Source organism: Brevibacillus centrosporus (genome assembly GCF_003710815.1).
In the GTDB taxonomy this organism is placed as follows: domain Bacteria; phylum Bacillota; class Bacilli; order Brevibacillales; family Brevibacillaceae; genus Brevibacillus; species Brevibacillus centrosporus.
Map to the genome: position 1 here is coordinate 97208 of NZ_RHHP01000003.1, position 24856 is coordinate 122063.

The following is a 24856-nucleotide window of genomic DNA, read 5'->3' on the forward strand; positions in this document are numbered from 1 at the left end:
CTGCCCCCTCCCGTTATTATTTGTGCACCTGGATGTAACGATTGGTCGGTCTGCCGATTCCACCGTAGCTGACGTCCAGTCGTACCTGTCCGACCTTCACCAGATAGTCCAGATAGCGTCTGGCTGTTACCCGTGCGATCCCGACGCGCTCAGCTACCTCTTCGGCAGAGAGAGACTGGCTTTCCTCGGCCAATTGACGTGCTATTTGATCCAGTGTAACAGCGTGCAATCCCTTGGGCAATGCCTCTGTTTCCCGAGCTGCATCGCCAGCTCGACCGGCCGGCTCGGACGTTTTGCGAAACAGGAGACGATCCACCTCCTCCTGCGAGGCAAAGCCGCCTTGTCCCAGCTGTAGACGGTACTGCCGGTACGATTCGAGAGATTGCCGAATCCGCTCGAACTGGAAGGGCTTGATGATGTAATCCACCGCTCCATTTCGCAGCATCGCCTGGATGGTCGGCTTGTCCTTTGCAGCGGTGATGACGATGACATCAACGGCCTCGTTATTGGCACGCAGCTGTGCCAGTGCTTTTAACCCGTCCTGGACAGGCATGAACACATCCATGACAACCAGATCGGGCGACAGCTCCCCAACCAGCCTCACTCCCTCTGCGCCATTTCCGGCAACGCCCACAACCTGATAGCCTGCGACACGCTCGATGAACTGCGTATTGATTTCCTGCACCATCGGATCATCCTCGATGACGACTACCCGTATCACTTCCTCTTTCACTGCTCGTCCACCTCCTTCATAGGAAACGTAATGAGAAAGCTTGCCCCTTCTCCTTGCCGAGACTGGCAGGACAGCTCCCCTCTTCCTTTTTTCACTTGCTGATGCACCAGATACAGGCCCAGTCCCCGATGCTGCCTTTCTTTGGTGGAATACCCGCGCTCCAGCATACGCGACAGTGTCTCTTCGTCCATACCGTCTCCATTGTCCTCTACCAATAGGGAGCAGATCTCGCTGTCCTGCTCGATGCTGATGGTGATTTCCTTGTCGGGGCGATCACTCTTTTCCAAGGAGTCAAAGGCATTTTCGATGAGGTTCCCCAGAATGAGCACAAAGCTGTGATGATCCATATAGGGAGGAAATTGCTCCAAATGGCTGAACCGGTCAATCGTGACACGGATGCCCAGCTCTCTGCCCCGGCTCACTTTGCCGAGCAAGAGGCCGGATACATTCTCGTCCGCAATCTGGCTGCTTAAAAAGGAGGTCAGCTCCTCCTGCTGATCGTGGACTTCAAACAGATAAGCAAGCGCCTTGTCGTACTCCTGGAGCTGGAGCAAGCCTGCGATCGTGTGCAGCTTGTTCATATGCTCGTGGTTTTGGACGCGCAGGGCTCCCACGAACTCCTTGACCCCTGTCAGCTCCTCCGCCATCCGGGCCACCTCCGTGCGATCCTGGAAAATCGCCAATGCACCTACGACCTTCTCTTCCACCCGGATCAGAAAACGATTGGACCACAGCAGGGTATTTCCTACGTGGATTTCCGTATTCGTGAAGTTCGTTTGCAGCTCCAGCACCTCTGGCAGTCTCGTGTCATGCAAAATGGAACGAATCGGCTTGCCTAGCACCTCGATGTCGTTATCGATACCGAAGATCTGCTTGGCGCGATCGTTGAATATCGTAATCCGCTCGTGGTTGTCAATCGCGATGACCCCCTCATGCATCGCATGAAAGGTCGCTGTCCGCTCGACCAGGATACGAGCGATTTCATCCGGCTCCAGATCAAACATCTGCTTCTTCATATGGCGGGCAAGCCGATACGAACCCCACACTCCAAATACCAAGGAAAGAAAAAACGTCATGACGATATTGGCACGCTCGCCCTGCATGATTTCCCATACTCCTGGCATGACACGGCCGACGAGAACCACGCCTACCTGCTGATGCTGATCGTCCATGATCGGCACATACGCCCGCAGCGCCACCCCCATCTCGCCCCTCACCTTTTGCAAGTACGAGTGCTCGGCATACGCTGCTTCTACGGCAGGGTCTTGAAACACCGTACCAATGCGCTCATCCAGCGGATCTGAGTAACGGACACGATCCTTGTTCAGCACCACGATATAGGTGACGTCATTGACGATGCGTAGCCTGCGTGCAGTCGGGCTGATCGTCTTCCAGCCATCCGCTTCCTGAATGCTTTTCTGGACATTGGGAATCTCCGCTACGGTACGAGCAGTCGTCATCAAGCGCTGGCCCAGCTGAGTCTCTGTCAGGCGAATCACTCCACCGATCAGAATCAGGCCGCCGATCAGCAAAGAAAACAGAACGATCCCAATCGAGAGCAGCATAATTTTCCATTTAATGCTCAAGCGTTTGAACAAAAAGTCTCTTCCTTCCGAGATGATTGCTTGCTACCCTATATTTTGGTACAGTACTCCCAGCAAATCAACTCATGCTAAGTGGGTGGCTTCTATGAAATCCTTTGTGTTTGTCCTGCTCGGTCTGATCAGTGCCGTCGTCATTGGGTTTGGTCAGGATCTCTCTCTTGCAAAATGGAGCTATGACGAGGAGCAAGAGAAGCTCTCAGAGCGCATTATTATAAAATTTAGTCACGTCGTCGCCGAAAACACGCCGAAGGGACTGGCGGTCGACCGCTTTGCCCAGCTGGTAAAAGCGAAGACAAAAGGCCGAGTCGAGGTACAGGTCTTTCCCAACAGTACGCTGCATTCTGAAAAAACGGAGATTCCCGCCTTGGTCAAAGGCGAAATCCAGATGATTGCTCCCGCCTTCTCGCATTTATCCGGTACGATTCCACAGTGGGCGGTTCTCGAGCTGCCTTATGTCTTCCGCGATCAAAAGGATGTCGATGAAGCCTTTCGCGGAGAGATCGGCCGGATGCTGTTCTCTACCCTGAACCAGTCCAATATGAAAGGCATGGCTTTCTGGGCGAATGGCTTCAAGCAGATCACGGCCAATCGTCCGATGATCACGCCGGACGACTTTTACTCGCAGCGAATCCGGATCATTCCCAGCGAAGTGCTGGATGCCCAGTTCCGTACACTCCATGCCATTCCGATCGGCTCTTCCTTTAACGATCTGTACAGTATGCTCGCCAGCGGAAAAGTCGACGGGGAGGAAAATACGATTTCCAACGTCTATACCAAACGGCTCTATCAGGTCCAGAGTCATATGACCGTCAGCAACCACAACTATTTAGGCTACGTTGTGATCATGAACCAGTCTTTCTGGAGCAAGCTTCCTGCGGATATTCAAAAGGCGATTGAAGAGGCGTTGGCAGAAGCGACACAGTTTAACAATGAACTGTCCGTATCCATGAATGAGAGCCAGTTTGAAAAGCTCAAAGAAATGAAGGTTATGGAAATTCACGAACAGACGGAGGAAGAGCGTGCCATGTGGCGTCAAGCTCTCCAGCCTGTCTACGATCAGTTCGCCCCCTCCATCGGCAAGCCGCTTATGGATCAAATCAAAGAGCTTCACAAGCTTCCCAGGTGAATTGGATCGCTTATATAATGGAATCAGATCCTTTCCGGGGAGCATCGACTGCGCCGGCCCTTACGATGGGCGAAGGACTTCCTTTTTTGCCACGTTCCCTACCGCTTTTGTGCTCAGTGCCTGCGGGTTGCCTTCACGTTGCACAGCAGCCGATCCCTGCCGCCAAAATGGGGAATGACGCTGTCCGATATTCTGTCGGAAACCGGAATCGCTGCGGAGCAAGAGCAAGCGGCGAGCGAACGATTTGTGCAGGCAGCTGCGCAGCATTGCGCGACATAAGGCCACTTCGCATGGAAATCGGCATCCGCACGATGTTCAACACGGTAGAAAAACTGCTTCGCTTCACAGACGCGCTCTACATGGCAGTCGGTGTCTATCATGGAACGGTATTTGAAAAGGTTGCAGCCCTGCTTTTGCGTCTGGGTGTAGAAAGAGGCATCGTGGTGCAGGGATGTGACGGTCGCCAAGCCAACCCGCACGCTGATCGTAGAAAACGGTGATTTCTCCCCCGCTACGATCGATCCCGACTCATTTGGACTTATGGCTGACGTACCAAAAACGGAATGGACAGCCGAGCTGCACTGGCAAACGGCAGACGCCGTTCTGCGCGGCGAGTCCCATCTGGCTTATCTGCTCAACAGCGGCCTTAGACTGTGGGTCACGAAGCATGCAGAGTCGCTCGAGGAAGGCATCTCCAAGGCCCGGACACACAAAAGGCCCGCTCCTTGTCAGCAACGCTGTCAGGGGCAGGCCTTTTTAAGCAGCAGATTTTGGCAGGATCACGGTAAAGGTAGAGCCAGCACTCGTACTCTCCTTGAGCAGCAGCTCCCCGCCAAGCGCTTTGGCAATCATCCGCGAAAAGGAGAGGCCCAGTCCTAGTCCCCGTACCTTGTCTTTCTTGTTGCTTCCACGGAAGAATCGCTCAAAAATCAAAGCTTGCTCCTCTTTGGGAATTCCTTGTCCGTTATCTTTTACATCGATCCGCATGTCTGCAGTTGTCTCGTACAGCTCCAGCTCGATTTTGCCGCCTTCCCCGATGGCCTGGCGCGCATTGTTTAGCAGATTGATCAGGATCTGCTGGACACGCCCCGGATCTACGAAGACTGTGACCTGTTTTTCGGGTATGTTCGTATAAAGAGACACCCCATCCGGGTCCTGCACGATTTTCCATTGGGAGGCAATTTCTCTGATGAGCTTGTTCAGATTCTGCTCTTCCTGCGCCACGGCGATAGCTCCTACCGCAAACGAGTTGAAATCGAGCAAATCCTCCACCATCTTTTGCAGACGCCTCGTTTCCTTCAGGCAAATCTCCAGAAACTCTTTTTCTTCCTCACCCGTGACTACTTCATCGTTGATCGCCTGCACGAGCCCGCTAATAGATGTGACCGGCGTCTTCAGCTCGTGCGTTACGCCCGCCAAGAGCTCTGTCCGCATACTTTCCAGCTGCCGCAGACGATCTGCCATCTCTTTAAAGGTGTAGACGAGCTCGTGAATTTCCCGTTCCTTGATCGCCTTGTTGACTGGCACATCGTAATTGCCCTCCACGATCTGTCTGGCAGCCATTACTACATTCTGAATCGGTTCTGATAGTCGCCGGGAGTGAAAGTAGATGACCGCCCAGCCCAGGATGCCCAGGCTCACTAGCATGATCACCAAATATTGGAGCTGTTCCTTGCTCACTTTGATATCCGCCTCGGGGAAGAGCAAAATAACTTTCCCGATTATTTTGTCATTATATTCCAAATCCTTTTTCACCACGTACAGGATGTCGCCATTTGGCTGCTTCACTTTTTCCGATCGATCGGCGCTGGAGAGCATCCTGTCGAGACCTTGCTGAAGCAAAGGAGGCAGTTGATCTGGACGGCTGTAGATCAAGTCCCCCTGCTCATTTCTGATGAACAGCAAGAGATTGCGGTCTACACCCATGAACTTGCGTCGATTGTCCAATACCTGATGCAGCGTCGCGCCCACGAGCAAATGACCGTCATCATCAACGACACGGTCTGCTACTTCCTCGGCAAATAGCCGTGTGACCTCCAGCTGCTTTTCTGTCGCCGCGTATTTGATCCAGTAGCCGGAGACGATCCCGACAATGACCAGCCCACAAATCAGTGTAATCAGGTAGCGTACCGTCCAATAACGCAGGAGGGATACTGGCTCACTGTTTTTGTTTTTGGTAAACACAGAACTGATACCCCACCCCTCGCAGCGTCTTGATCTCCCCTTCAAAGGAAGGCCAGTTTTCCAACGTTTTGCGAATTCGCTTGATCGCCAAATCTACTGCGCGATCGCTCCCGCCATAATCCATTCCCCACACCTGATCGATCAGCTGATCCCGCGTAAAGGTCTGATTCGGATTCTGTGCCAAAAACAGCAGCAGCGACAGATCCCGCGGATGAAACACCACTTCCAGTCCATGCAGCGTTACGTTGTGGGACTGAAAGTTGATTTTCAAGCTGCCATAGATGCGCGTCTCCTGGTCCTTTATCAGAATGGCTGATCGCCTCAGCACAGCATTTACACGCGCCACAACCTCTTCCGCCACAAAAGGTTTTGTGATGTAATCGTCCGCCCCTTCATTCAACCCCATCAGCTTTTGATCGGTTTGTCCGAGGGCGGTGATCATAATGACCGGACAGGCACTTTTTTCACGTATGTACTGCAGGATTTCCCACCCGTTGCGCTCGGGCAGCATGACATCCAGCAGAACCAGATCCGGCTTCTTTTCATCGAACAACTGCGTAGCCTCAAGTCCATCGACTGCCTGCCATACCTGATAGCCCGCCTTTTGCAAATAGGCTTTCAGCACTCTCGAAATTACCAGCTCGTCCTCTACCAATAGTATGTTTTTCATGGTAGCCGTTCCTGACTGATCGACATATCATCATTCCCCATTCGCGATCACCTTTTGATTCGCCCTTCTCTCTTTCTATACTATCAGTTTACCTCTTTCTTTTTATATGTGGATTTGCTCTTTTTGGAAATAGGAAAAAAGCCTTGCTTTCCCTTTATTGGGAGCAAGGCTTTTTGGGTTGTAGCATCAATTAAATTTCTTCGCCATCCAATTCGATTACTGGATCGTCATCGCTATCCAGATAACCTTCGAAATCGTAGAGATCTTCGTCGTCATCGCTGGAATCATAGATAGTACCGGAGATTTCTACATCATCGTAGAACTCATCCCATACGTATTCAACTACATCTTGGACCAGATCTTCCAGTGCCGCTGCGTCAAGATCGTCACCAGTTTCTTCTTCCCAAGCATCTTTGTCAATGTAGATATCTACTGTCAGATCCTCATCATCGCCATCCAACGAGAAGTCTACATCTTCAAAATCATCGTAAGTCTCGAATTCGTCAATTAGAGAATCTTCCAGGTCGGAAACTTCTTCATCGATATCATCGTCATCATCATCTTCGTAGTCAGACAGATCGTCTTCCAGACCGTCGATCTCGTCATTCAGATCGTCGATTTGCGCTTTCAGTCTAGCAATCTCCGCATCCTTCTGAGCCAATTCAGCTTGGTAGCCAGTGTCTACGGTGTCTTTCACATTGATCGTGTAGTTCGTGCCATCCCAAGTGATGTCTTTGTTGAAAACGCCTGCCATCATGCGCAGAGGGATGTAGGTGGTTCCGTTTACGATGAATGGCTCGATCGTAGTGGAAACTTGGCTGCCGTTATACAGGACTTTGATGTTGTTGTAGTTCGCTGTCAGGTTCTTCTTTGCTACTTGTGCGTCGGAGCTAGCAGGAAACAGTCCCGCTGTCAGAATCAAAGCAGAAGCAACCGCCAGATACTGTTTTTTAATCATGGTAGATCCTCCATTCTCCCGGTTGTATATACGTAACGTACGTTCTATGTACAAGTACTACTTTACCTGCGATTCATGTCGAGAGTATGTCAATGCCGACATTTTCCCTTGGCAATTTTCGGTACACGTTGCGTCCCTCTGGCAAGACCAAAAAGACCAAAACAACCAATATGACCGTATTCTATGAAACCGCTTCCCCATTCTATAAAATGCGAAACAAGACTATTGAAGACGCTTTCATCGCAGACGAGAAAGGACGGGGTCACATGCGGATCAATTTAAAAAATCTGACTGTGCAAGTTGTTATCGCCATTATTCTTGGAATCATCGTCGGTCATTTTGCTCCCAAGTTCGGGGCAGAGCTCAAAGTATTGGCGGACGTGTTTGTCAAACTGATTAAGATGGTAATTCCTCCGATCGTCTTCTTCACCGTTGTCAACGGAATCGCCAGCATGGGTGACATGAAGAAGGTCGGCAAGATCGGTGGAAAAGCGCTGATCTATTTTGAAATCGTTACCACGATTGCTCTGGCGATCGGGCTGCTCGTAGTGAACCTGATCAAACCAGGAGCTGGCTTTGACAAAACCGGCTTGACGAGCGGGGATGTCTCCCAGTACACGAAAGCTGCAGCGGAAAGCAATCACGGCTTTATCGACTTTTTTGTAGCCATCATTCCGGAAAACATCGTCGGAGCCATGGCCAAAGGCGAGCTGCTGCCGATTTTGTTCTTCGCCGTGCTCTTCGGTCTCTCGCTGGCAGCCATGGGTCCAGCCTCCCAGCCTGTTATCAAGCTGTTCGACAAATTGACTCACGGGTTCTTCGGAGTGGTCAACATGATCATGAAGGTCTCTCCGATCGCCGCTTTCGGTGCCATGTCCTACACGATCGGAAAATTCGGGATCGGCTCGCTTACCAGGCTCGGACTCTTGATGACCGCTGTGTACATCACGATGTTCCTGTTTATTATCCTGATTCTTGGCGGTATTGCCCGCTACTATAAATTCAGCATCTTCTCCTTTATCTCGTACATTCGCGAGGAAATCCTGCTCGTGCTCGGAACTTCCTCCTCAGAGTCCGCTCTGCCGCGCATGATGGCTCGCCTGGAGAAATACGGCTGCTCCAAATCGGTCGTAGGTCTGGTCGTTCCGACAGGCTATTCATTTAACCTCGACGGCACCTCAATCTATCTGTCCATGGCTGCCATGTTCATCGCCCAAGCCTATGGAGTAGATCTGAGCATTTGGCAGCAAATCACGCTGCTTGGCATTTTGATGATTACCTCCAAAGGAGCAGCAGGTGTGACTGGCTCCGGGTTTATCACGCTGGCTGCCACCTTGGCTGCCTTCCCGATGATCCCGGTAGAAGGAATCGCACTGCTCCTCGGGGTCGACCGCTTCATGTCCGAAGCGCGCGCGATCACCAACCTGATTGGAAATGGCGTAGCCACTGTCGTAATCGCGAAGCACGAAAATGAATTCCATCCTGAAAAGGCAGCCTCGGATTCCGAGCCTGTCACAGCCTAACGAAGAAAACCCCTCTTTTCGCATAGCGGTGAGGATCGACTCCTCTGCCGTTTGCGATCAGGGGGTTTTCTATTTCTACCTTCCCACTATCGTCAAATCAAGCCCAGCAGCTTTTGTATACTCGAGCGGCAGCTCTACGCGGGCCGTCTTCAACGGGTCAACTACCTGGCAAACACGCAAATCTCCGGCGGCAGACAGCAAGAAGGTCGCTTCTGCTTTTGGCAGATCCAGTTCGTCATGTAGAAAACGGACCATGTTGATCACCGCACGATCGGCTGCTTTGTCCAGTTCCTTTTCCGAAGCAATCGTCATCAGATGCTCCTCGTTGATCGCCATAGGTAATGGCCAGCTCTTTCCCTTAATGACATCCAGCTTCACGGTCACTTCTCCCGCGATCTCCACGCCACAAACAGCAACTTCTCCGTCCGCCATCGCTGCGTGCAGGTCGCCTAGTGCAAACAGAGCCCCCGGCACATTTACCGGCAAAAGCAGTGTGGTTCCTTCCCGCATTTGTTTGCAGTCCATGTTACCTCCATGGTCTCCCGGTGTCCCGCAAGAAATGGCTTCCTTTGCCGGAGCTGTTCCAATCACACCAATCATCGGGTTAAGTGGCACCTGCAGCTTGTCCGACAGAATGGCTTTTCCATCCTCGATGGGAATCATCTTGATGACGTTTTCTTGCAGCTCGAAGCCCATCACACCTAAATTCGGCCCCGTAACCATGACACCTCGGTTGTTAATCTCAATTTTCTGAATATGTACAGCGAGAATATCTCCTGGCTCTGCCCCTTCGATAAAGACAGGCCCGGACGCAGGATTGATCCGATTCCAATCCAGCTCACCAAAGGGTGTGTCGGCTGACTGGATCTGATCCTCAAAGCAGTCGCAGGTTTCAAAAGTGACCACACTGCCACTCTCGACGTGAAGAGTTGGCGAGTGATCAGGAGACATCGTATAAATCAGATCCTTTTTATCTACCTTGTACATCGTGCTTCATCCTCCCGCAAATCTTTTTGATCTTTTCCCAAAATCAAATGGCTCTCCGTGAAGTTCGTCGTTGTCTCCCTCTAGTAACAATATCATGAAAACAAAATCAAAGCACAAGGGTTCTGTACGAGTTTTGTAAATAGTATGTCACGTGGACCATCTGAAAACGACACTCAAGCAGTTCTCCTTTCCATTGCTGCTCCAGCAGATTTTGAACGCTTCGCTCATTTTTCTCGCCGTCATCCTTATTTATTTGCTTGGCAAGGAACTGATTTACTTTGCCCAAATGACATTCCTGCACGAGACGTCCCTCGGTGAATTCCTCGAGAAGATCCTGATCTTTTTTCTTTACTTTGAGTTCATCTCCATGATCGTGAAGTACTTCCGGGAGAACTATCACTTCCCCATGCGCTACTTTCTGTACATCGGCATTACCGCTATGATCCGGCTCATTATCGTCGACCATCACAATCCCGTACATACTTTGTTGTACGCGGGTGTGATCCTCACCCTGATAATCTGCTACTACATCATCAACAAAACCCCTGTCGAGCGTCCGGGGCGATAGGCAAAAAACCGGCAGTCCCGTCTTTAGAAAACGGGATTGCCGGTTTTGTTGTTTAATCCTGTGGCCACGTATTGCGTATTTCCTGCTCAAACACACGCAGCTGATCCGTCCGCTTTTGCAGCTGCTCCACTTCCCGCTCCCAGTTAGCCCTCTGCATCTGGCTGATGCTCTCTGCCTTCTTCTCCAGCTCTTTGACCTCGACTCGAAGCGCGATCACAATATCCAGAATCCCCTCCATGTCCATCTCCCGCATTTCCTGAATAAAACGCCATTCAGCCTCTGTAAGCCGGTACTGCTTGTTTGCCATTTGCGAACACCCACCCTAAAACATGTGTCAATTTATTATATAAATGTTTCATTTCAAAGCTTTTTTGTCGTCATTAATATATAATTATATCGTAATATGTTTGTCGACAAGTAAATCGCGGAAAAGGGGGGACATTACTAAAATATCACTGGAATGGCGATCATTCCAAATCTTATTTGCTTGTAGACAGTAAATGGTCAAAGGAGGTTGCGCATGTTTTCAATCAGAGAGTCAGATTTGCCGGGTATCGGACGGAAATACCAAGTAGAAACAAGAGGTGGCGACAAGCTCGTCATTATCATTCACGATGACGGACGAAGAGAGCTTTTTCACTTTGACAAGGACGATCCGGATGAGACTATTTCCATGGTGACCCTCGACGACGATGAAGCGAGGCAAATCGCGGCTATAGTAGGCGGTCTGACGTATAAGCCGTCTGCGCTGGAAACCGTTGAAGTCGCTCTGGATAAACTCGTCATCGAATGGTACAAATTAGAACCCGGAGCGCGTTGCATGGGAAAAACGATCGGCGAAATGAACATCCGTCAGGAAACGGGTGCCACCATCATCGCGATTATCGAAAAGGACCACCGTCAAACCATCAATCCAGGTCCAGAGTATGTTCTCCAGGCAGGGGCCACTTTGGTCGTAGCTGGCGAGCGGAAGCAGGTGAAAGCGCTAAAATCTACATTTAGCACAGGGGGTGAGTGATTTGGAGCACATTGTCTTTGAAGTCGGTCTCGCTCTCGCTTTAATTGCGCTGGCCGGCTTCCTCTCCGTCAAATTAAAATTCTCCATTGTTCCTTTTTACATTCTCGTGGGAATGGTCGTGGGCCCGCACGCTCCCGACATCGGCTTGTTTGACCTTCGTTTTATTCAAAGCGCACCACTCATTGAATTCATGGGCCGAGTCGGCGTACTCTTCCTGTTGTTTTATCTGGGACTTGAGTTTTCTGTAGGCCGTTTGATCAAAGCCGGCCGTTCCATCGCAGTCGGCGGTACCATCTACATCGTCATCAACTTTACCCTGGGCCTTTTGTTTGGTTGGGTCGCAGGCTTCCCTTTGAAAGAAATCCTCATTATCGCTGGAATCACAACGATCTCCTCCAGCGCCATCGTGGCTAAAGTCCTGGTGGATCTCAAACGTACAGCAAATCGCGAAACAGAGATGATCTTGGGGATCATCATGTTCGAAGACATATTTTTGGCCGTGTACATCTCCATCGTGTCCGGTCTCGTCTTGAGCGGAGCCACCTCTCTCATGGGTGTTCTCAGTTCCGCCCTGATTGCCCTCGGTTATATGCTGCTCCTCATCATCGTGGGGCGCAAACTCGTTCCCTTCCTCAATCGTGCCTTGAATATCAAATCAAATGAAGTGTTTATGATCACTGTTTTTGCCGCTCTGTTCCTGATTGCGGGCTTTTCCGAGACCATCCATGTTGCGGAAGCGATCGGTGCCTTGTTGGTCGGCCTCATCCTGGCAGAAACGCAGCACATGAAACGTATCGAGCATATGATTTTGCCTTTCCGTGACTTCTTCGGAGCGATGTTCTTTTTCAGCTTCGGCCTGACCATCGATCCGCTGTCACTAGGAGGCGCTGTGTGGCTCTCGATCGGTGCCGTCATCGTCACCATCATCGGGAATGTCGCAGCAGGTATGCTCGCCGGGAAAAGTGCTGGTTTGAACGCCAAGGCTTCTACCAACATCGGACTTACCATCGTCTCCCGCGGTGAATTTTCTATCATCATGGCCAATCTGGGAAAAGCCGGGGCACTCATGGAAATTCTCCAGCCGTTTGCAGCGCTTTACGTGCTCATACTGGCGATTCTAGGTCCACTATTGACCAAAGAGTCCAAGAAGATTTACGGCTTGCTTAGCAAGATTCTTCCCGTAGACAAAGCGGTCCCTGCCAAACAGACAGAAAATAACTAACCGAAATCTACCGAATGATTCCTTTTGCACGGATCTGAGAAAAAAAACAGCGGCGGTCTAAGAACGATCCATCATGTCTTAGACCACCTCTGCTTTTTTCTAGAGTGTGCAATTTGCCGTTGCAATTTTACCGCGCTTCAATTGCAATAATCTGTCCACAACAAAAGTTGATGTTACGCCCACCAGTCCGGATTGCCCGCAAGATTCGGTCGGTAGCAGTCACCTTTTCCCTCAGCGCCAGATTGAACGTTTGTCCGGAAGCTGTATATACCGCGACCGCTGTGCCGGCAGCTGTTCCGATGTCCTCTAATAATTCAAAACAAGAGCACCCAACCATTCTTCCCATGTCTACTCCCCCATCCCTGATCGGATGTTATCATAGTATTCCCGAAACGATAGCTTGACTGAGCGTATGATCCTGTCGATTTGCGGAAACGGAGAGGAACCATGGTATTCATCCAAATCGAGCTAATCCAACTGGGGGAAACGATTGGTGTGCATACCAAACAAAAGAATTACATTGGCTTCTTGGTGCCGACATTAAAAAGAGCGGCCATCCTGAGAAAATATGCTAACTATCAGTCCCATTCCCCCCTGTTTGCCTTCTCTTCGAAAAGCATCAACTGGAAATCGAGACGAATTACTGGACTCGAATATGTAAATGGAAGATGGAACAGGCGCTCGTTTCCTTTCCCGAAAGTGATCTATAATTGCTGCTATGGCGACAAAAGAGCCTTATTGAAGCGTTTCGAGAAGACGATCGGTCCCCAAAAGTGCTTCAATGCGCTTAGCCGGTTTAGCAAATGGGCGATTTATCAAATCCTTGCTGATTCCCCTTTGCAAAGCTATCTCCCGAAATCGCATACCTATGACTCTAATCAGTTGATAACGTTCCTGGAAGAGTACAGGACCGCCTTCCTGAAGCCGAATTATGGCTCAAAAGGTCAAGGAATACTGCGGGTGGAATGCAGCTTGACTGGAACTTATACACTGGCCGAACAGACTTGGGATCCCTCCTTTGTCACGAGCGACCCGAGTGCTTTAATCACTTTGCTTGAAAACAAAATGGGCACGAAAAAATACCTGATCCAAAAAGAAATCAGGATGAAGAAAATAAATGACCGCTCTGTGGACTTCCGCGTCATGGTTCAAAAGAACGGGCAAGGCAATTGGGCGATAACAGGTGAGCTGGTCCGCTTTGCCAATAGACAGAGCTATCTATCGAACTTGTTTACCAGATCCGATTCTCTACAGAACGTGCTTGCCGGCCTTTATCAACAGTGGCCCCAAAAAGCCGCTACCCTCATTCACGAAATCCATAAGGTGTGCTTGGGCGTTGCTGAAAGGCTTGATCAGCACTACGGACACATCGCGGAGCTCGGCATCGATATTACCATTGATCACAGTGACCAAATTTGGCTGATCGAAGTAAACAGCCGTCCATCCAAGATGATTTTTAAAGTTTTGGACCATTTCGCCTTCTCAATCACGCGAATCAATGTTTGCTCGATTTCTTCCGCTGTTTCATTCAGCTCAGAGCTGTTCAGAATCCCGAGTAAGGCAGTCGGCCTGGGTAAGCCAATGCGCACGTGACTTTGATCGACATACACAACGATCTTACAAGGCAAAAAGTACCCGACCAGCTCGTTGTGGCTCAACACCTTTGCCGCCTCGTGCGGATTGCAAACCTCCAGAATATGAAAAGGCCGCGTGTAATCCTCTATTCCTTTGTCCCTCAGCTTTTGGGTCAGATCCAATTGCCACAAGATGCCGAAATGTTCCGCTTTCAGTTGCGCATCCAATGCTTCGATGACGGCCTCGATCGATTTATGGGAAGTAACCGTGTAATGAAATTCCATTTTTCCTCATCCTTTCCCTGGTAGTATGCGGGAATCGGGAAGGCTTTATGCTGGAATCCACTCTATCAGAATACCTACTCCATGGACGAAATCATCTTCTCCATTTTTTCCTGATCCATCGGCCCAATGAATTTTTCACGGATGACTCCCTTGGAATCGATCATGTAACTCGTCGGTATCGATATCGCCTGAAACTGATTCCCTACCTGCTTGTCGATGTCTAAAAGTACAGGAAAGGTCATGCCGTACTCTTTGACAAAGGCAGTGACCTTCTCTACACTGCTCTCCGTTGCAGTCAGGTTGACCCCAAGGATGATGACATCCTTGTCTTTGTATTGCTCGTAAAAGGCTTGCATATCCGGTATTTCTGCTCTGCACGGCGGACACCAGGTCGCCCACAGGTTGACGATCACTTTTTTCCCTCGCAAATCAGACAGCTTGATTGCTTCCCCTTCTGCTGTCATTAGCGAGAAGTCGGGTGCCAAGTTTCCCCTCTGGATACCGACTGTTTGCGATACTGCTTGTTCGGGGGCAGCATCTTGCGAAAACCACCCCCAGGCAAGCAAAGCTACGAGCGCAATCAGAGCCAGCCCGCTACTTCTTTTCATGCGATGCACCTCCCATATCTCGCGCTCGACTGACCAAGATCCATGCTAGTACTGCAAACAGGTAGGAAAGCCACTGTTCACGGGACAAACCTGCGAGCACTGGAGAATGCTCTTGGGAAAAGAAGGCCACATACACCTGACTAATTCCAAACCACATCAAAAGGTTCAGCCAGTGAACCGCATTCGTCAGTGTTTTCCACTTGCGAATGACCAGCAGCAAAAAGAGGATGCCGATCGCCGCTTGCTGGACAGAATACCAGCCATCCTGACCTTCCACAGCCCAAGTAAGAAGAAAAGCCGCAGCCCAGGCTGTCCACCCGCCGAGTGCAAGCGATGCGGCGAATACTGGTATAGGTATCTCTCTTTTACGGACCGTTACCACCAAATAGACAAGAACAGCGATCATTGCCAGCCAAAATCCCCGGTCTCCCCCTGAGAAATAGAGAATAGATGCTGGCTGTTCCATGGCTTTTGACGGATAGAGAAGGATGTAACTGAACTTCCAGACCACAAACCCCAAGAGGATTCCGCCGCTCATTATCTCCCAGATGGTCTTTTTCAGCTCTCTCTCCTCTCGCAGTCGCAAGTGAACGGAAGCGAAAGCAAGCAGGATCGAAGCAACACGAATCAGCATGCTCATTTTGACCAAGAACGGTCCGAGCTGTATAACATCCGGTAAGCTCATCTAACTAGTTCTCCTCCATTTTCAAGCCTTTGTCCTAGGAATCGATCCATTCTTATCTGCAAAAAAAGCCTATCCTTTGAAACAAAGAATTGGCTTTTTTCTTTCTCTAACATGCTAGCATAAATCTTACGCACCGCCAGTACGCAATTTTAAAAGGAAAGGCTGACATTGGCGTCTTTGGCAAAGTCGAGGAAAGTCACGGCACCGCCTACCTCAATTCCGTCCACGAAGTCTTCCTTGGTCAAGCCGATGACATCCATCGCCATTTGACAAGCGATCAGCTTGACGCCCAGCTCCTGCGCCATTATTACTAATTCGGGAATCGCAGGGATATTGGCTTTTTGGAATCCTTGCGCCATTGCTTCCTTCCCTGCTGGCAGAGGCAGATTATGATGAGCTTCCTTATGAATGAGTTGCAGACCTTCAAAGGTACATGTTACTGCCTCCTCTTTTTTGGTTGTTTTATTACATATACCCCTATAGGTATACTACCTTCACCTCGATTGCTTTGTCAACAACTCAGGTTTTTTCCAAACTTCTCCTGCTCCACTTGTTTTTGTGCTATTTTAAATAAGACAACGTCGGATACGAGGAGGCTCACTGCCTTGACTGCTCTGCATACGCTTTTGCATAACAAGAATATTTCATTTGAAATGATTGCACACCCGCAGCCCATCCGCTCTGCACAGGATGGCGCCGATTATTTTGGCATCGAGATCGGGCAAACCGCTCCCACTCTTGTACTGGAGACGGATAGAGGCTATATCTCGGCAATCCTGTCCGGGGATCGTGGGCGTTTGGATCTTCAGAAAATCGCAGCGATTCTTGGCTGTCGGGAAGTGAAACTGGCTTCTCCCCAAAAGGTGGAAGAGATTACAGGCTTTCGCATCGGCACTGTCCCCTTGGTAGGACTTTTTCTCCCCTGCCTATTTGATCGCAGTCTCTTTCGGTATCCAGAGGTTTATGGAGGAACCGGAGAGACTCATTCTACATTGAAGATCTCGCCCGTTGATGTGGAGGCCCTAAATCAGGTGCTGGCCTATTTGGAGTACGCTTAGATATACGTAAAGGAGCGATATGTTTTGGATTCGAAGCAACAAAAGATGTTCGCTTTATGGGAGGTTTTCCGCGTATCATCGAGATTAGGTTTGACCTCGTTCGGAGGGCCAATCGCCCATTTGGGTTACTTTCATGACGAATACATTCGACGTCGAAAATGGATGGATGAACAGAGCTATGCAGAGCTTGTAGCGTTGTGTCAGTTTTTACCGGGACCAGCAAGTAGTCAGGTCGGTATTGGTGTCGGGATCATAAGGGCTGGACTCTTTGGAGGAATCGTCGCGTGGTTAGGATTTACGTTGCCCTCTGTAATCGCGTTGGTTCTCTTTGCGCTCCTGCTACAAGGCTTTGATATTGCAAATGCAGGATGGATTCATGGGCTTAAAATCGTTGCCGTAGCAATTGTAGCCCAAGCTGTACTCGGAATGGGTCAAAAACTTACGCCCGACCGTGACCGCGTGACAATCGCTGCAGTCGTTGCCTCTGTTGCGCTTTTATGGCCAACAGCTTATACGCAAGTGTTCCTAATTCTGGCTGCTGGTCTTCTTGGGCTTTGGCTGTACGGAAAGAATCCCGTTACTGGAGGCCGATTCCTACCCATTGAAATTGGCAAGCGGTTCGCCATCTCTTGCCTTCTCTTGTTTTTTGCACTCCTTATCGCGTTACCTCTCTTCAGGCAAACGATGCATTCCGAATGGATCGCGTTGTTCGACAGCTTCTACCGCTCTGGAGCCTTGGTCTTTGGTGGAGGACATGTCATGCTTCCCTTGCTGGAACGCGAGGTTGTTCCGACAGGATGGGTAAATCAAGAAGATTTTTTAACTGGGTATGGAGCCGCGCAAGCAGTGCCCGGGCCATTATTTACTTTTGCCGCATATCTCGGAGCGATGGCCCGTGGAATCGGCGGGGCGGTGGCAGCAACGATTGCGATTTTCTTGCCTGCATTTCTCCTGGTTGTCGGGACGCTGCCGTTTTGGAACGAACTCCGAAGCAGCCCGAGAGTGCACGGCGCACTGACCGGAATTAATGCAGCAGTAGTGGGAATTTTGCTGGCTGCGTTATACAATCCGCTTTGGACGACGTCCATCCAAAATCCCGCTGACTTTGCTTTTGCCCTTTTCTTGTTCATCCTGCTTGTATACTGGAAGTGCCCACCTTGGATCATCGTTCTTGCTGGTGCTCTTGGCGGCATCCTGATTGCGTATGTATAATAGGTAACCCCGAGCGAAAGGGTGGCCAACGTAAGGAAAACGCAGCTTGAGGACTGCGTTTTTTCATGCTGTGTTAGTCGTTATGCTTTGCCGAGAAACCCTTCCTTAAAGATTTTCAACAAATTTTCGAGTGTGGTAGGGTCGCTATACGAGGACGCCTCTGTGTCGATTTCAATCATGTGGTTTTGACTGACTGCAGGGATATTTTTCCACGAATCTGTCTTAAGGAAAGCATTCTCTTCACCCGTTGGCTTGCTCAAGATGATGTAATCTCCAGCAAATTGAGGGATCACTTCCACTGACATCATGTAATATCCGGGGCCAAGCGCTTCCTTTTTCACTGCGTCCGGCATGTTCAAGCCCATCGCCTGATACAATACCTCTGTTCCTCGCGCCCAGTTGTTCCCAAATACATAAAAGCTCTTCGCATCGTACTCAAAGACCGAGACAGTAGCTTTTTCGCCGATCTTGGCTTTGATCTGTTCACCCGTTTCCTTGGCACGTTTCGTAAAATCATCGATCCATGCCTTGGCTTCTGCTTCCTTGTTCAACACTTTCCCGATCTCCAGCTGCTGAGCCAAATAATCGAGCTTGCCCCACGTGTACACGATCGTCGGCGCAATTTTGCTCATCTTATCCAAATTTTTCAAGGTGGAGCCAGCGATGATAAGGTCGGGCTTCAACTCGATGATTTTCTCCAGATCTTCCTCTGAGACGGTTTCTACATCTTCCAGTTTGTCCTTGAAAAGAGGATTCTTTTTGGTCCACTGGTCTACCCCTACCAGCTTGCCGTCGAGAGACAGAATGTTCGGGGCGTTGGTCAGACCGATAATACGCTTCGGATCGGCCGGTATCTCTATAGGGCCATTTTCTGACTGATAGGTCACGGTTCCCGTTTTCGTTTCAGTTTTCGTTTCATTTCCTGCAGCAGCAGCATTCTCCTGTGGTGCTGGTGCTTCTTTTCCGCATGCACTCAACACCATCGTCAGGATGAGCAGTACAGGTAACAGCATTTTTCTCATGGCTGACTTCTCCTTTTATGTAAATGATCGCGCCTTTTCTTCAACGTGCTTCTTCCCTACGATGTGCCTCCCTTATGTATGGGAAAGTCCATTGCCTATACTTATTATCGATATTGATAATCATTATCAAAAATGAGCATACCAAACCGAATTCTGCCTGTCAATTGTTTCTTTCATTGGCTTTGCGCCCAGCGCTGATCCGAAGCACTTGCTCTACATTGCCGTAGATGATCCCCAAACAGAACTCCCCGCAGGAAATCATCCTCCCCTTATTCACTGAGATCATGGGAAAGAGCATGCACAGCCTCACTCGCAACGAAAATAACCTTTCGCATCCTACACAAAGAGGCTGCCGGATCGCTCCAGCAGCCTCTGATGTACATGAAATCGAATAGGGGGTATCCATTTGCTAATGAATATCTTTCTTCTTAAACCGTCCACCATGCACGGCGGATACATCCGTTGCAATCGTAAAGGCTTGCGGGTCCAATTCGCGGATGATATCTTTCAGCTTGGTTTCCTCTAATCGGGTAAAGACACATAAAATGACGCGTTTATCTTCACCGCTGTAAGAACCTTCACCGTGTAAATAAGTGACCCCGCGACCCAGGCGCTCTGTAATGGCGTCTGCAATCTCAGTCGTATTGTCACTTATGATGTACACGGATTTCATGTCGTCCAAGCCTTTTACGACAATATCAATCGTTTTAAAGGCAACATAATAAGTGATCATCGAGAATAATGCATTTTCTAAAGAGAACACAAAGGCTGCGATCGCGAAAATAATCACGTTCACGAACATGATGATCTCGCCAACCGAGAACGGCAGCCGTTTCTCCACCAAAATCGCCAGAGTCTCCGTTCCATCCAAGACCCCGCCATTACGGATGGTCAAGCCTACCCCTACCCCTAAAATGACGCCACCGAAAACTACGGCAAGCAATTCATTTTCGACTGCCGGTTTGACATGGTGCATAAAGGAAGTAGCAATGGAAAGCGCTACGATACCATACAACATGCTGATCGCAAAGGTTTTTCCGATTTGCTTATATCCCAGGAAAAAGAAAGGCAAGTTTAAAATAACCAAGAACAAGCTTAGATTGATCGTCGTGACATGGCTCAAGATCATGGACAAGCCTGTGACTCCGCCGTCAATGATATTGTTCGGGATGAGCACAGCTTCCAGGCCGTACGCCATAATGACGGCACCAATCGTAATAAAGATCGCCCTTTTAATAATATTTCGGATGGTTAATCGTCTATGATTCGCCTTCTTTTTTTCTTCCGTTGTGTTCATTCATTTCTCCTCCTGTTTTGCAGTCTCTCTATCCTCGATCTATTTTACCACATTCAAACCATGGATATATTTCCCTGTCCCTAGCACCTGTGAATCCATGCCCGTTTTCCTCTACGCTTGTCGCGTTTTTACAAGACTTGCTTCTGTAAGGAGCTGCGAGAATAACGAAAAGGGAGGCAGCCCTGCGCAAATGCAAAGCCGCCTCCCTTTTGCTTTTCACTTCTCAAACTGCTCCTTCGCAAGCACGTACAGCAGCTCGCCGTTACACTCTTCATCATCCCCAGATAGTCCTTGCAGTTCGCGTTCAAAAGTAAAGCCCAGCTTTTCAAAGATTTTCAAAGACCCTTTATTACGCGGATCAGCCTTCGCATAGATACGGTCTAGACCAATGACTTCAAACGAGTAGGCCGTCAGTGCACGTGCTGCCTCTGTCGCATAACCTTTGCCCCAGTCGTTTCGACCAATCAGATAATAGAGCTCTTTTTCTGGTGACATAAAATCCAGGACTCCTACCCCACACCAGCCGATAAAGGCACCTGTCTCCTTTTTAAAGATGGCAAAGGAGTATTTAAACGAAGCATCAAATGGCGTTTGATAGCTATTGATCAACCAGCTGAACAGCTTCTGATAGCTTTCTTGCGACATGACCCCGAAATGCAAATACGTGAACAGCTCTGGATCTTGCATCAGCTCAAAAGATTCCATCAAATCACTCTCGACGTATGGGCGGATGATGAGCCGTTCCGTTTCCAAACGCATCTTGGATAAAGCAGTATTCATACAAAATTCCTCCTAGTCTTGGGTTTTATACTCTAGGCAGACTAGCAGTGGATACTGGCATCGAAATCCCCACTTTCCGTTTCTTACCATTATTATAGAGTGATTAGCGGGCAGAAAAAAGCCATTCCCCTGACAGGAGTGGCCCTCGCCTTACGCGTCCCTATACCTTTTTCACAAACTCCGATTTCAGCTTCATCGCGCCAAAGCCATCGATTTTGCAATCAATGTCATGGTCGCCTTCCACCAAACGAATGTTTTTTACGCGCGTTCCTATTTTCAAAACGGAAGAGCTTCCCTTTACCTTCAGGTCCTTGATGACCGTCACGGTGTCCCCGTCGTTCAAGACATTCCCATTCGCATCTTTCACGATCTTCTTTTCTTCCGTGCTATCGGCACCTGCTTCTTTGGACCATTCATGGCTGCATTCCGGGCAGACCAGATTGGCTCCATCCTCGTACGTGTATTCGGAGTTGCATGTTGGACAGTTTGGCAAAGTTGACATGAATTCACATTCTCCCTTGTTCTTTTCAATTATGGTAGGGCATTTGCGCAAATATAGCAAATGACATAAGAAAACCTCTATCGAGGCCACCTCAAGGAGGAGCGACCGCGTTTTAGTGGAAAGTTTTCATGCGCTCCAGAATTCATAAGCAGTAAGCTTATAAATTCTTATACGGTTAGAAAACTTGGCTCCGCCAAGCTTTGTGGCGGAGCCTTAGTTGCACTTATACTGGCTAAGAATCTTATAAATTCTTACTGTAAAACAAAGACGCCTGATGGCTAGACGCCTGTTCCTCCTGCTAGCTGCGGAGCTTTGCCGATGCTTCAACGGCACCTTTTGTGACGGGCAGTCGAATTTCCAGAGTCGTTCCTTTGTTCCATTCGCTCTTAATATGGACTTCCCCGGAATGGTTTTCGATGATTTTTTTACTCACCATAAAGCCTAAACCGGTCCCTTTTTCTTTCGTGGATCGCATTTTTCATAAAGTTGATAAAGACCTGTTTCATTTGATTCTCATCACAGTAGACAACGGGTACCCCTTGTTGAAATTCCGTCACGATCTCTACGTTGTTCATGATTGCCTGGGTGTGCAAAAGAGTGATCGTCTGCATCATGATTAACCGGATATCTCTCGGCTCCACCTTGCTTGGATGCGGCTTTGCAAGAACGAGAAGCTCTGTAAGAATTTGTTCAATCCGTTCACATTCCGATGACATGATGTTGAAATATTCCTCTTTGTCCCCAAAACCCGACTTCATCAAATAGATGAAGCCTTTGATAACCGTAATGGGATTTCTGATTTCATGCGCGATTCCGGCTGCCAATTGACCCGCCACCGTTGATTTTTCCGAATTTTGCAGCATTAATTGAGATTTTTTCCACTCCGTAATATCCCTGAGAATGACGGACCAGCCATCCATCTTGCCCTCTGCATCATACACGGGGAATTTGGAGAACGCGACATCCAGTACCGCGCCATCTTTCCGGTAACGAACGGTTTCCAATCCCAAAATCGGTTTCTGCTGATCCATCTCTACTGCCTGTCTCTTGTCTGCAAGGATCTCAGGAGGAATAAAAGGCAGATCATACAAATGGACGCCAAGGATCTCCTCTTTTGTCCAGCCAAACATCGTTTCAAAGGCAGGATTTATTTCCAGCACCCTCTCTTCCAGATCGATAACCCATATCGCATCTGCATTATTACGGACGAAGGATTCCAGCCTTTCTTTTGTCTTCCGCAGTTCGTCCTGCTCCAAATACCGATCTGTAATATCCTTCGCGACTCCATAGACGCCGACGACTTCATCATTGATGATGATCGGCATATTGGTCACATCCACATACACAACAGAGCCGTTTTTATGAACCGCCTTTGTTTGGTATCTTTGCGTGACTCCACTTGCCGCTTTTTGGTAGAACGCAATGGTTTGCTCCACGTCTTCTGCAGATACAAACGGGATAAACGATTGCTGTAAAATTCCTCTTCACTGTACCCTAGAAGCTGTTCCATGGCAGGATTGACCGTCAAATACTTCCCTTCCAAATCAAAGGAAAAAACAGCATCCGGGTTTTGTTCAAACAGCGACTTGTAGTGCTGCTCTTTATGGGAAAGCACGATTCTTTGATTCGTAATGTCTTGGAAGTACACGCTAAGACCCGTTACAGACGGATACACCCTCACAGCAAACCACTTTTTCAGCGGAGGGAAAAATGCATCGAAAACTACCGAGGTTTGTTCGCGAATGGCTCGATGATACTGATCGTAAAACGCTAAATCTACGGCCTCCGGAAATTCCTCCCATAAATTCCTGCCTACCAAATCATTCCGATCCCGAAAGAGTAAACGAGTAGCTTCCGAGTTCACGTATGTAAAACTCCATTTCTCGTCTACTGCAAAAAAACCATCCGTAATTCTATCTAATATCTCATAGGCATTATCGATAGGATTACTCATTGGCATCCTCTCTTTACATGGTTATATGATTAGAATGATCAAGCATTTTCATTTTTTTATGAAAACCACCTTATTATAACATGATTTTCCATGATGTTATACAAAAAGGGCCTGCACAAGCTTGTGCAGACCTTCATGAAATTCCCTGTTTATTTGGAGGAAACTTCCTTCTCTTTCAAAGTGTCGTATGCCTCTCGCTCCATCCCGATATACGCCGGCCCAAAGATGGACAGCCCTTTTTCGGTTTCCCAAGCAGCCGGTGCGGGGAACGTCACAACGTCTACGATCATTCCTGCCTGACAAGACGGATTGAGGATGGGCTCCCCTGTTGTGTGATCGAGGATGGTCAATAGCTCTGGAATAATCGAGAGAATCTCCTCGCCTCGCCTTGCGATCATAAATTCATTTCGGAACCAGACCGTCAGCGGCTCACTGCCGTCCTTTTCCATCGGCGCAATCGTGACCTCGCCCTCGATGAAGCCCCCGACATCCTCCCACGTCGCTTCGCTTATGACGCCATGGATCAGCTGGGATCCGTTCCCTGCCGCTGCGATTGCGTAGGCAGGAATACTCCCCACTGCCCTCGACAGCCTCCGCGCTCTTCCTACCTTTTCTGCCTGTGACAAAGTTCCGGGGATGACAGACTCTCTCAGTCTTTTCCCGTCTACAGGATGGTCGCATACACCAGCCAAATTTCCGGATGTTGCAGCAAAAGCCCGGGCAATCTGCTCTGCTCGGTCATGATTGACGGCGTGCTGGACGATCAAGGTGTCCCCAAAACGATTGGCAAGGGCAAAAGGAGAAATCGATACATCGTAAATATGAAACGTGGTGTGAGCAAGATCAGGTACTGCCCGTCCCGCCGGATCTGCATCAATCAACGGAACACCCAAATGAATCGCCGTCTCGATCGCGCACGCTGTATTTCCACCGAGCTCCGTCGCGATCACTGCCTTGAGCTCTTTTCCTAAATAATCCTGCAACGCTTTCGCCGCGAGTGTAGCTACTTCATCGGGAAGAACCGGCAGTCCCTCCAAGCGTTTTCTCACTTCCTCGGGTGGAGGAGCTACAGAGCCCACATAATAAGGGGACGCAATCAGCCAGTCGTCCTCGACTTGATCCAGTGAAATAATCGAAACGGCTTTCCCGTTCGCATACAGCTTGCGGACCAGCTCCAGTCCTTCTGAGAGGCTCCCTCCTCCCCCCGTTCCAAAAATGCACGCTCCATAGAGCAAATCTTCTACTTCCTGCAAGGTTAACTTTCGCAAAGGCTAGTGCTCCCTTCT

The 24856-nt window shown here is 49.2% G+C and carries 28 protein-coding genes and 2 pseudogenes; 10 read left to right on the forward strand and 20 right to left on the reverse strand.

What is annotated here, in order from left to right; translation table 11 throughout:
• Positions 1-16: 16 nt before the first annotated feature.
• Positions 17-688: a response regulator gene (locus EDM55_RS04905; RefSeq protein ID WP_246070901.1), complete on the reverse strand. Its 672-nt coding sequence runs from the start codon at positions 686-688 to the stop codon at positions 17-19.
• Between the two features lie 41 nt (positions 689-729).
• Positions 730-2298 (reverse strand): ATP-binding protein, encoded by a 1569-nt coding sequence (locus EDM55_RS04910; RefSeq protein WP_092266520.1) that lies wholly within the window; start codon positions 2296-2298, stop codon positions 730-732.
• Positions 2299-2422: 124 nt separating this feature from the next.
• On the opposite strand from EDM55_RS04910, the gene EDM55_RS04915 reads away from it, so the two are divergent.
• The 3 genes from EDM55_RS04915 to EDM55_RS30170 all read left to right on the forward strand — a co-directional run bounded on the left by EDM55_RS04915 (position 2423) and on the right by EDM55_RS30170 (position 3963).
• Positions 2423-3463 carry a DctP family TRAP transporter solute-binding subunit gene (locus EDM55_RS04915; protein ID WP_122959747.1) on the forward strand — a complete coding sequence of 347 codons (1041 nt, stop codon included), beginning with the start codon at positions 2423-2425 and terminating at the stop codon, positions 3461-3463.
• A gap of 138 nt (positions 3464-3601) precedes the next feature.
• The gene (locus EDM55_RS30165) at positions 3602-3742 is read left to right on the forward strand and encodes a hypothetical protein (RefSeq protein WP_170184377.1); all 141 of its coding nucleotides are present in this window, start codon (positions 3602-3604) and stop codon (positions 3740-3742) included.
• An 11-nt stretch (positions 3743-3753) separates the two neighbouring features.
• Positions 3754-3963: a hypothetical protein gene (locus tag EDM55_RS30170; RefSeq protein WP_170184378.1), complete on the forward strand. Its 210-nt coding sequence runs from the start codon at positions 3754-3756 to the stop codon at positions 3961-3963.
• Positions 3964-4219: 256 nt separating this feature from the next.
• Here EDM55_RS30170 and EDM55_RS04930 read toward each other — a convergent pair whose 3' ends face one another.
• From EDM55_RS04930 to EDM55_RS04940, 3 genes are all read right to left on the reverse strand, one after another.
• Positions 4220-5647: a HAMP domain-containing sensor histidine kinase gene (locus EDM55_RS04930; protein ID WP_122959750.1), complete on the reverse strand. Its 1428-nt coding sequence runs from the start codon at positions 5645-5647 to the stop codon at positions 4220-4222.
• On the reverse strand, positions 5622-6317 hold the full coding sequence (locus EDM55_RS04935) for a response regulator transcription factor (protein ID WP_092266194.1): 696 nt from the start codon (positions 6315-6317) through the stop codon (positions 5622-5624). Before EDM55_RS04935 ends, EDM55_RS04930 begins: the two co-directional genes overlap by 26 nt.
• A 190-nt stretch (positions 6318-6507) precedes the next feature.
• Entirely contained in the window at positions 6508-7275 is a 768-nt protein-coding gene (locus EDM55_RS04940) for a stalk domain-containing protein (protein ID WP_092266195.1), read from the reverse strand.
• Positions 7276-7541: 266 nt separating this feature from the next.
• Here EDM55_RS04940 and EDM55_RS04945 point away from each other — a divergent pair, with 266 nt between their 5' ends.
• Positions 7542-8798 (forward strand): dicarboxylate/amino acid:cation symporter, encoded by a 1257-nt coding sequence (locus tag EDM55_RS04945; RefSeq protein WP_092266521.1) that lies wholly within the window; start codon positions 7542-7544, stop codon positions 8796-8798.
• 75 nt (positions 8799-8873) lie between these two features.
• Here EDM55_RS04945 and EDM55_RS04950 read toward each other — a convergent pair whose 3' ends face one another.
• Complete coding sequence (locus EDM55_RS04950) at positions 8874-9785, reverse strand: acetamidase/formamidase family protein (protein WP_092266196.1); 912 nt, start codon at positions 9783-9785, stop codon at positions 8874-8876.
• A 151-nt stretch (positions 9786-9936) separates the two neighbouring features.
• On the opposite strand from EDM55_RS04950, the gene psiE reads away from it, so the two are divergent.
• Positions 9937-10353, forward strand: coding sequence for a phosphate-starvation-inducible protein PsiE (gene psiE / locus EDM55_RS04955; protein WP_122959751.1), 417 nt, complete (start codon positions 9937-9939; stop codon positions 10351-10353).
• A gap of 52 nt (positions 10354-10405) precedes the next feature.
• On the opposite strand, the gene EDM55_RS04960 is transcribed toward psiE, so the two are convergent.
• The gene (locus EDM55_RS04960) at positions 10406-10660 is read right to left on the reverse strand and encodes a hypothetical protein (protein ID WP_122959752.1); all 255 of its coding nucleotides are present in this window, start codon (positions 10658-10660) and stop codon (positions 10406-10408) included.
• A 213-nt stretch (positions 10661-10873) separates the two neighbouring features.
• Between EDM55_RS04960 and EDM55_RS04965 the strand changes: the two genes are divergently transcribed.
• Together EDM55_RS04965 and EDM55_RS04970 are read left to right on the forward strand one after the other, a co-directional pair.
• Positions 10874-11371, forward strand: a complete 498-nt coding sequence (locus tag EDM55_RS04965) for a cation:proton antiporter regulatory subunit (RefSeq protein ID WP_092266199.1) — start codon at positions 10874-10876, stop codon at positions 11369-11371.
• 1 nt (position 11372) lies between these two features.
• The gene (locus EDM55_RS04970; protein ID WP_122959753.1) at positions 11373-12593 is read left to right on the forward strand and encodes a cation:proton antiporter; all 1221 of its coding nucleotides are present in this window, start codon (positions 11373-11375) and stop codon (positions 12591-12593) included.
• Positions 12594-12720: 127 nt separating this feature from the next.
• On the opposite strand, the gene EDM55_RS04975 is transcribed toward EDM55_RS04970, so the two are convergent.
• Entirely contained in the window at positions 12721-12939 is a 219-nt protein-coding gene (locus tag EDM55_RS04975) for a hypothetical protein (RefSeq protein WP_122959754.1), read from the reverse strand.
• A 101-nt stretch (positions 12940-13040) separates the two neighbouring features.
• Here EDM55_RS04975 and EDM55_RS30750 point away from each other — a divergent pair, with 101 nt between their 5' ends.
• A complete protein-coding gene (locus EDM55_RS30750; RefSeq protein WP_122959755.1) occupies positions 13041-14186 on the forward strand; it encodes a YheC/YheD family endospore coat-associated protein in 1146 nt (381 codons plus the stop codon).
• Here EDM55_RS30750 and EDM55_RS31265 read toward each other — a convergent pair.
• The 4 genes and pseudogenes from EDM55_RS31265 to EDM55_RS05000 form a co-directional block, all read right to left on the reverse strand.
• Positions 14132-14452: pseudogene (locus tag EDM55_RS31265) on the reverse strand (DUF302 domain-containing protein); the annotation flags it as partial. The gene EDM55_RS30750 and the pseudogene EDM55_RS31265 sit on opposite strands and share 55 nt — an antisense overlap.
• A 74-nt stretch (positions 14453-14526) precedes the next feature.
• Positions 14527-15060 carry a peroxiredoxin family protein gene (locus tag EDM55_RS04990; RefSeq protein WP_122959756.1) on the reverse strand — a complete coding sequence of 178 codons (534 nt, stop codon included), beginning with the start codon at positions 15058-15060 and terminating at the stop codon, positions 14527-14529.
• Complete coding sequence (locus EDM55_RS04995; protein WP_122959757.1) at positions 15047-15745, reverse strand: hypothetical protein; 699 nt, start codon at positions 15743-15745, stop codon at positions 15047-15049. Before EDM55_RS04995 ends, EDM55_RS04990 begins: the two co-directional genes overlap by 14 nt.
• A gap of 149 nt (positions 15746-15894) precedes the next feature.
• Positions 15895-16188, reverse strand: a pseudogene (locus EDM55_RS05000) (DsrE/DsrF/DrsH-like family protein); the annotation flags it as partial.
• Positions 16189-16350: 162 nt separating this feature from the next.
• Here EDM55_RS05000 and EDM55_RS05005 point away from each other — a divergent pair.
• Together EDM55_RS05005 and EDM55_RS05010 are read left to right on the forward strand one after the other, a co-directional pair.
• A complete protein-coding gene (locus tag EDM55_RS05005) occupies positions 16351-16803 on the forward strand; it encodes an aminoacyl-tRNA deacylase (protein WP_122959759.1) in 453 nt (150 codons plus the stop codon).
• 45 nt (positions 16804-16848) lie between these two features.
• Complete coding sequence (locus tag EDM55_RS05010; protein ID WP_092266522.1) at positions 16849-18015, forward strand: chromate transporter; 1167 nt, start codon at positions 16849-16851, stop codon at positions 18013-18015.
• Positions 18016-18095: 80 nt separating this feature from the next.
• On the opposite strand, the gene EDM55_RS05015 is transcribed toward EDM55_RS05010, so the two are convergent.
• The 8 genes from EDM55_RS05015 to EDM55_RS05050 all read right to left on the reverse strand — a co-directional run bounded on the left by EDM55_RS05015 (position 18096) and on the right by EDM55_RS05050 (position 24838).
• Positions 18096-19037 carry an iron-hydroxamate ABC transporter substrate-binding protein gene (locus EDM55_RS05015; protein ID WP_092266208.1) on the reverse strand — a complete coding sequence of 314 codons (942 nt, stop codon included), beginning with the start codon at positions 19035-19037 and terminating at the stop codon, positions 18096-18098.
• A 409-nt stretch (positions 19038-19446) separates the two neighbouring features.
• Positions 19447-20334 carry a YitT family protein gene (locus EDM55_RS05020; protein ID WP_092266209.1) on the reverse strand — a complete coding sequence of 296 codons (888 nt, stop codon included), beginning with the start codon at positions 20332-20334 and terminating at the stop codon, positions 19447-19449.
• 216 nt (positions 20335-20550) lie between these two features.
• The gene (locus EDM55_RS05025) at positions 20551-21114 is read right to left on the reverse strand and encodes a GNAT family N-acetyltransferase (RefSeq protein ID WP_092266210.1); all 564 of its coding nucleotides are present in this window, start codon (positions 21112-21114) and stop codon (positions 20551-20553) included.
• Positions 21115-21274: 160 nt separating this feature from the next.
• Positions 21275-21616, reverse strand: coding sequence for a zinc ribbon domain-containing protein YjdM (locus EDM55_RS05030; RefSeq protein WP_092266211.1), 342 nt, complete (start codon positions 21614-21616; stop codon positions 21275-21277).
• A 298-nt stretch (positions 21617-21914) separates the two neighbouring features.
• Entirely contained in the window at positions 21915-22091 is a 177-nt protein-coding gene (locus EDM55_RS31375) for an ATP-binding protein (protein ID WP_092266212.1), read from the reverse strand.
• Positions 22042-23052 carry a PAS domain S-box protein gene (locus tag EDM55_RS05040; RefSeq protein ID WP_122959760.1) on the reverse strand — a complete coding sequence of 337 codons (1011 nt, stop codon included), beginning with the start codon at positions 23050-23052 and terminating at the stop codon, positions 22042-22044. The genes EDM55_RS31375 and EDM55_RS05040 overlap by 50 nt, the downstream gene beginning before the upstream one ends.
• Positions 22947-23570 carry a PAS domain-containing protein gene (locus EDM55_RS05045; RefSeq protein ID WP_170184392.1) on the reverse strand — a complete coding sequence of 208 codons (624 nt, stop codon included), beginning with the start codon at positions 23568-23570 and terminating at the stop codon, positions 22947-22949. Before EDM55_RS05045 ends, EDM55_RS05040 begins: the two co-directional genes overlap by 106 nt.
• A gap of 149 nt (positions 23571-23719) precedes the next feature.
• Entirely contained in the window at positions 23720-24838 is a 1119-nt protein-coding gene (locus EDM55_RS05050) for an S-methyl thiohydantoin desulfurase family protein (RefSeq protein WP_092266215.1), read from the reverse strand.
• Between the last annotated feature and the right edge of the window lie 18 nt (positions 24839-24856).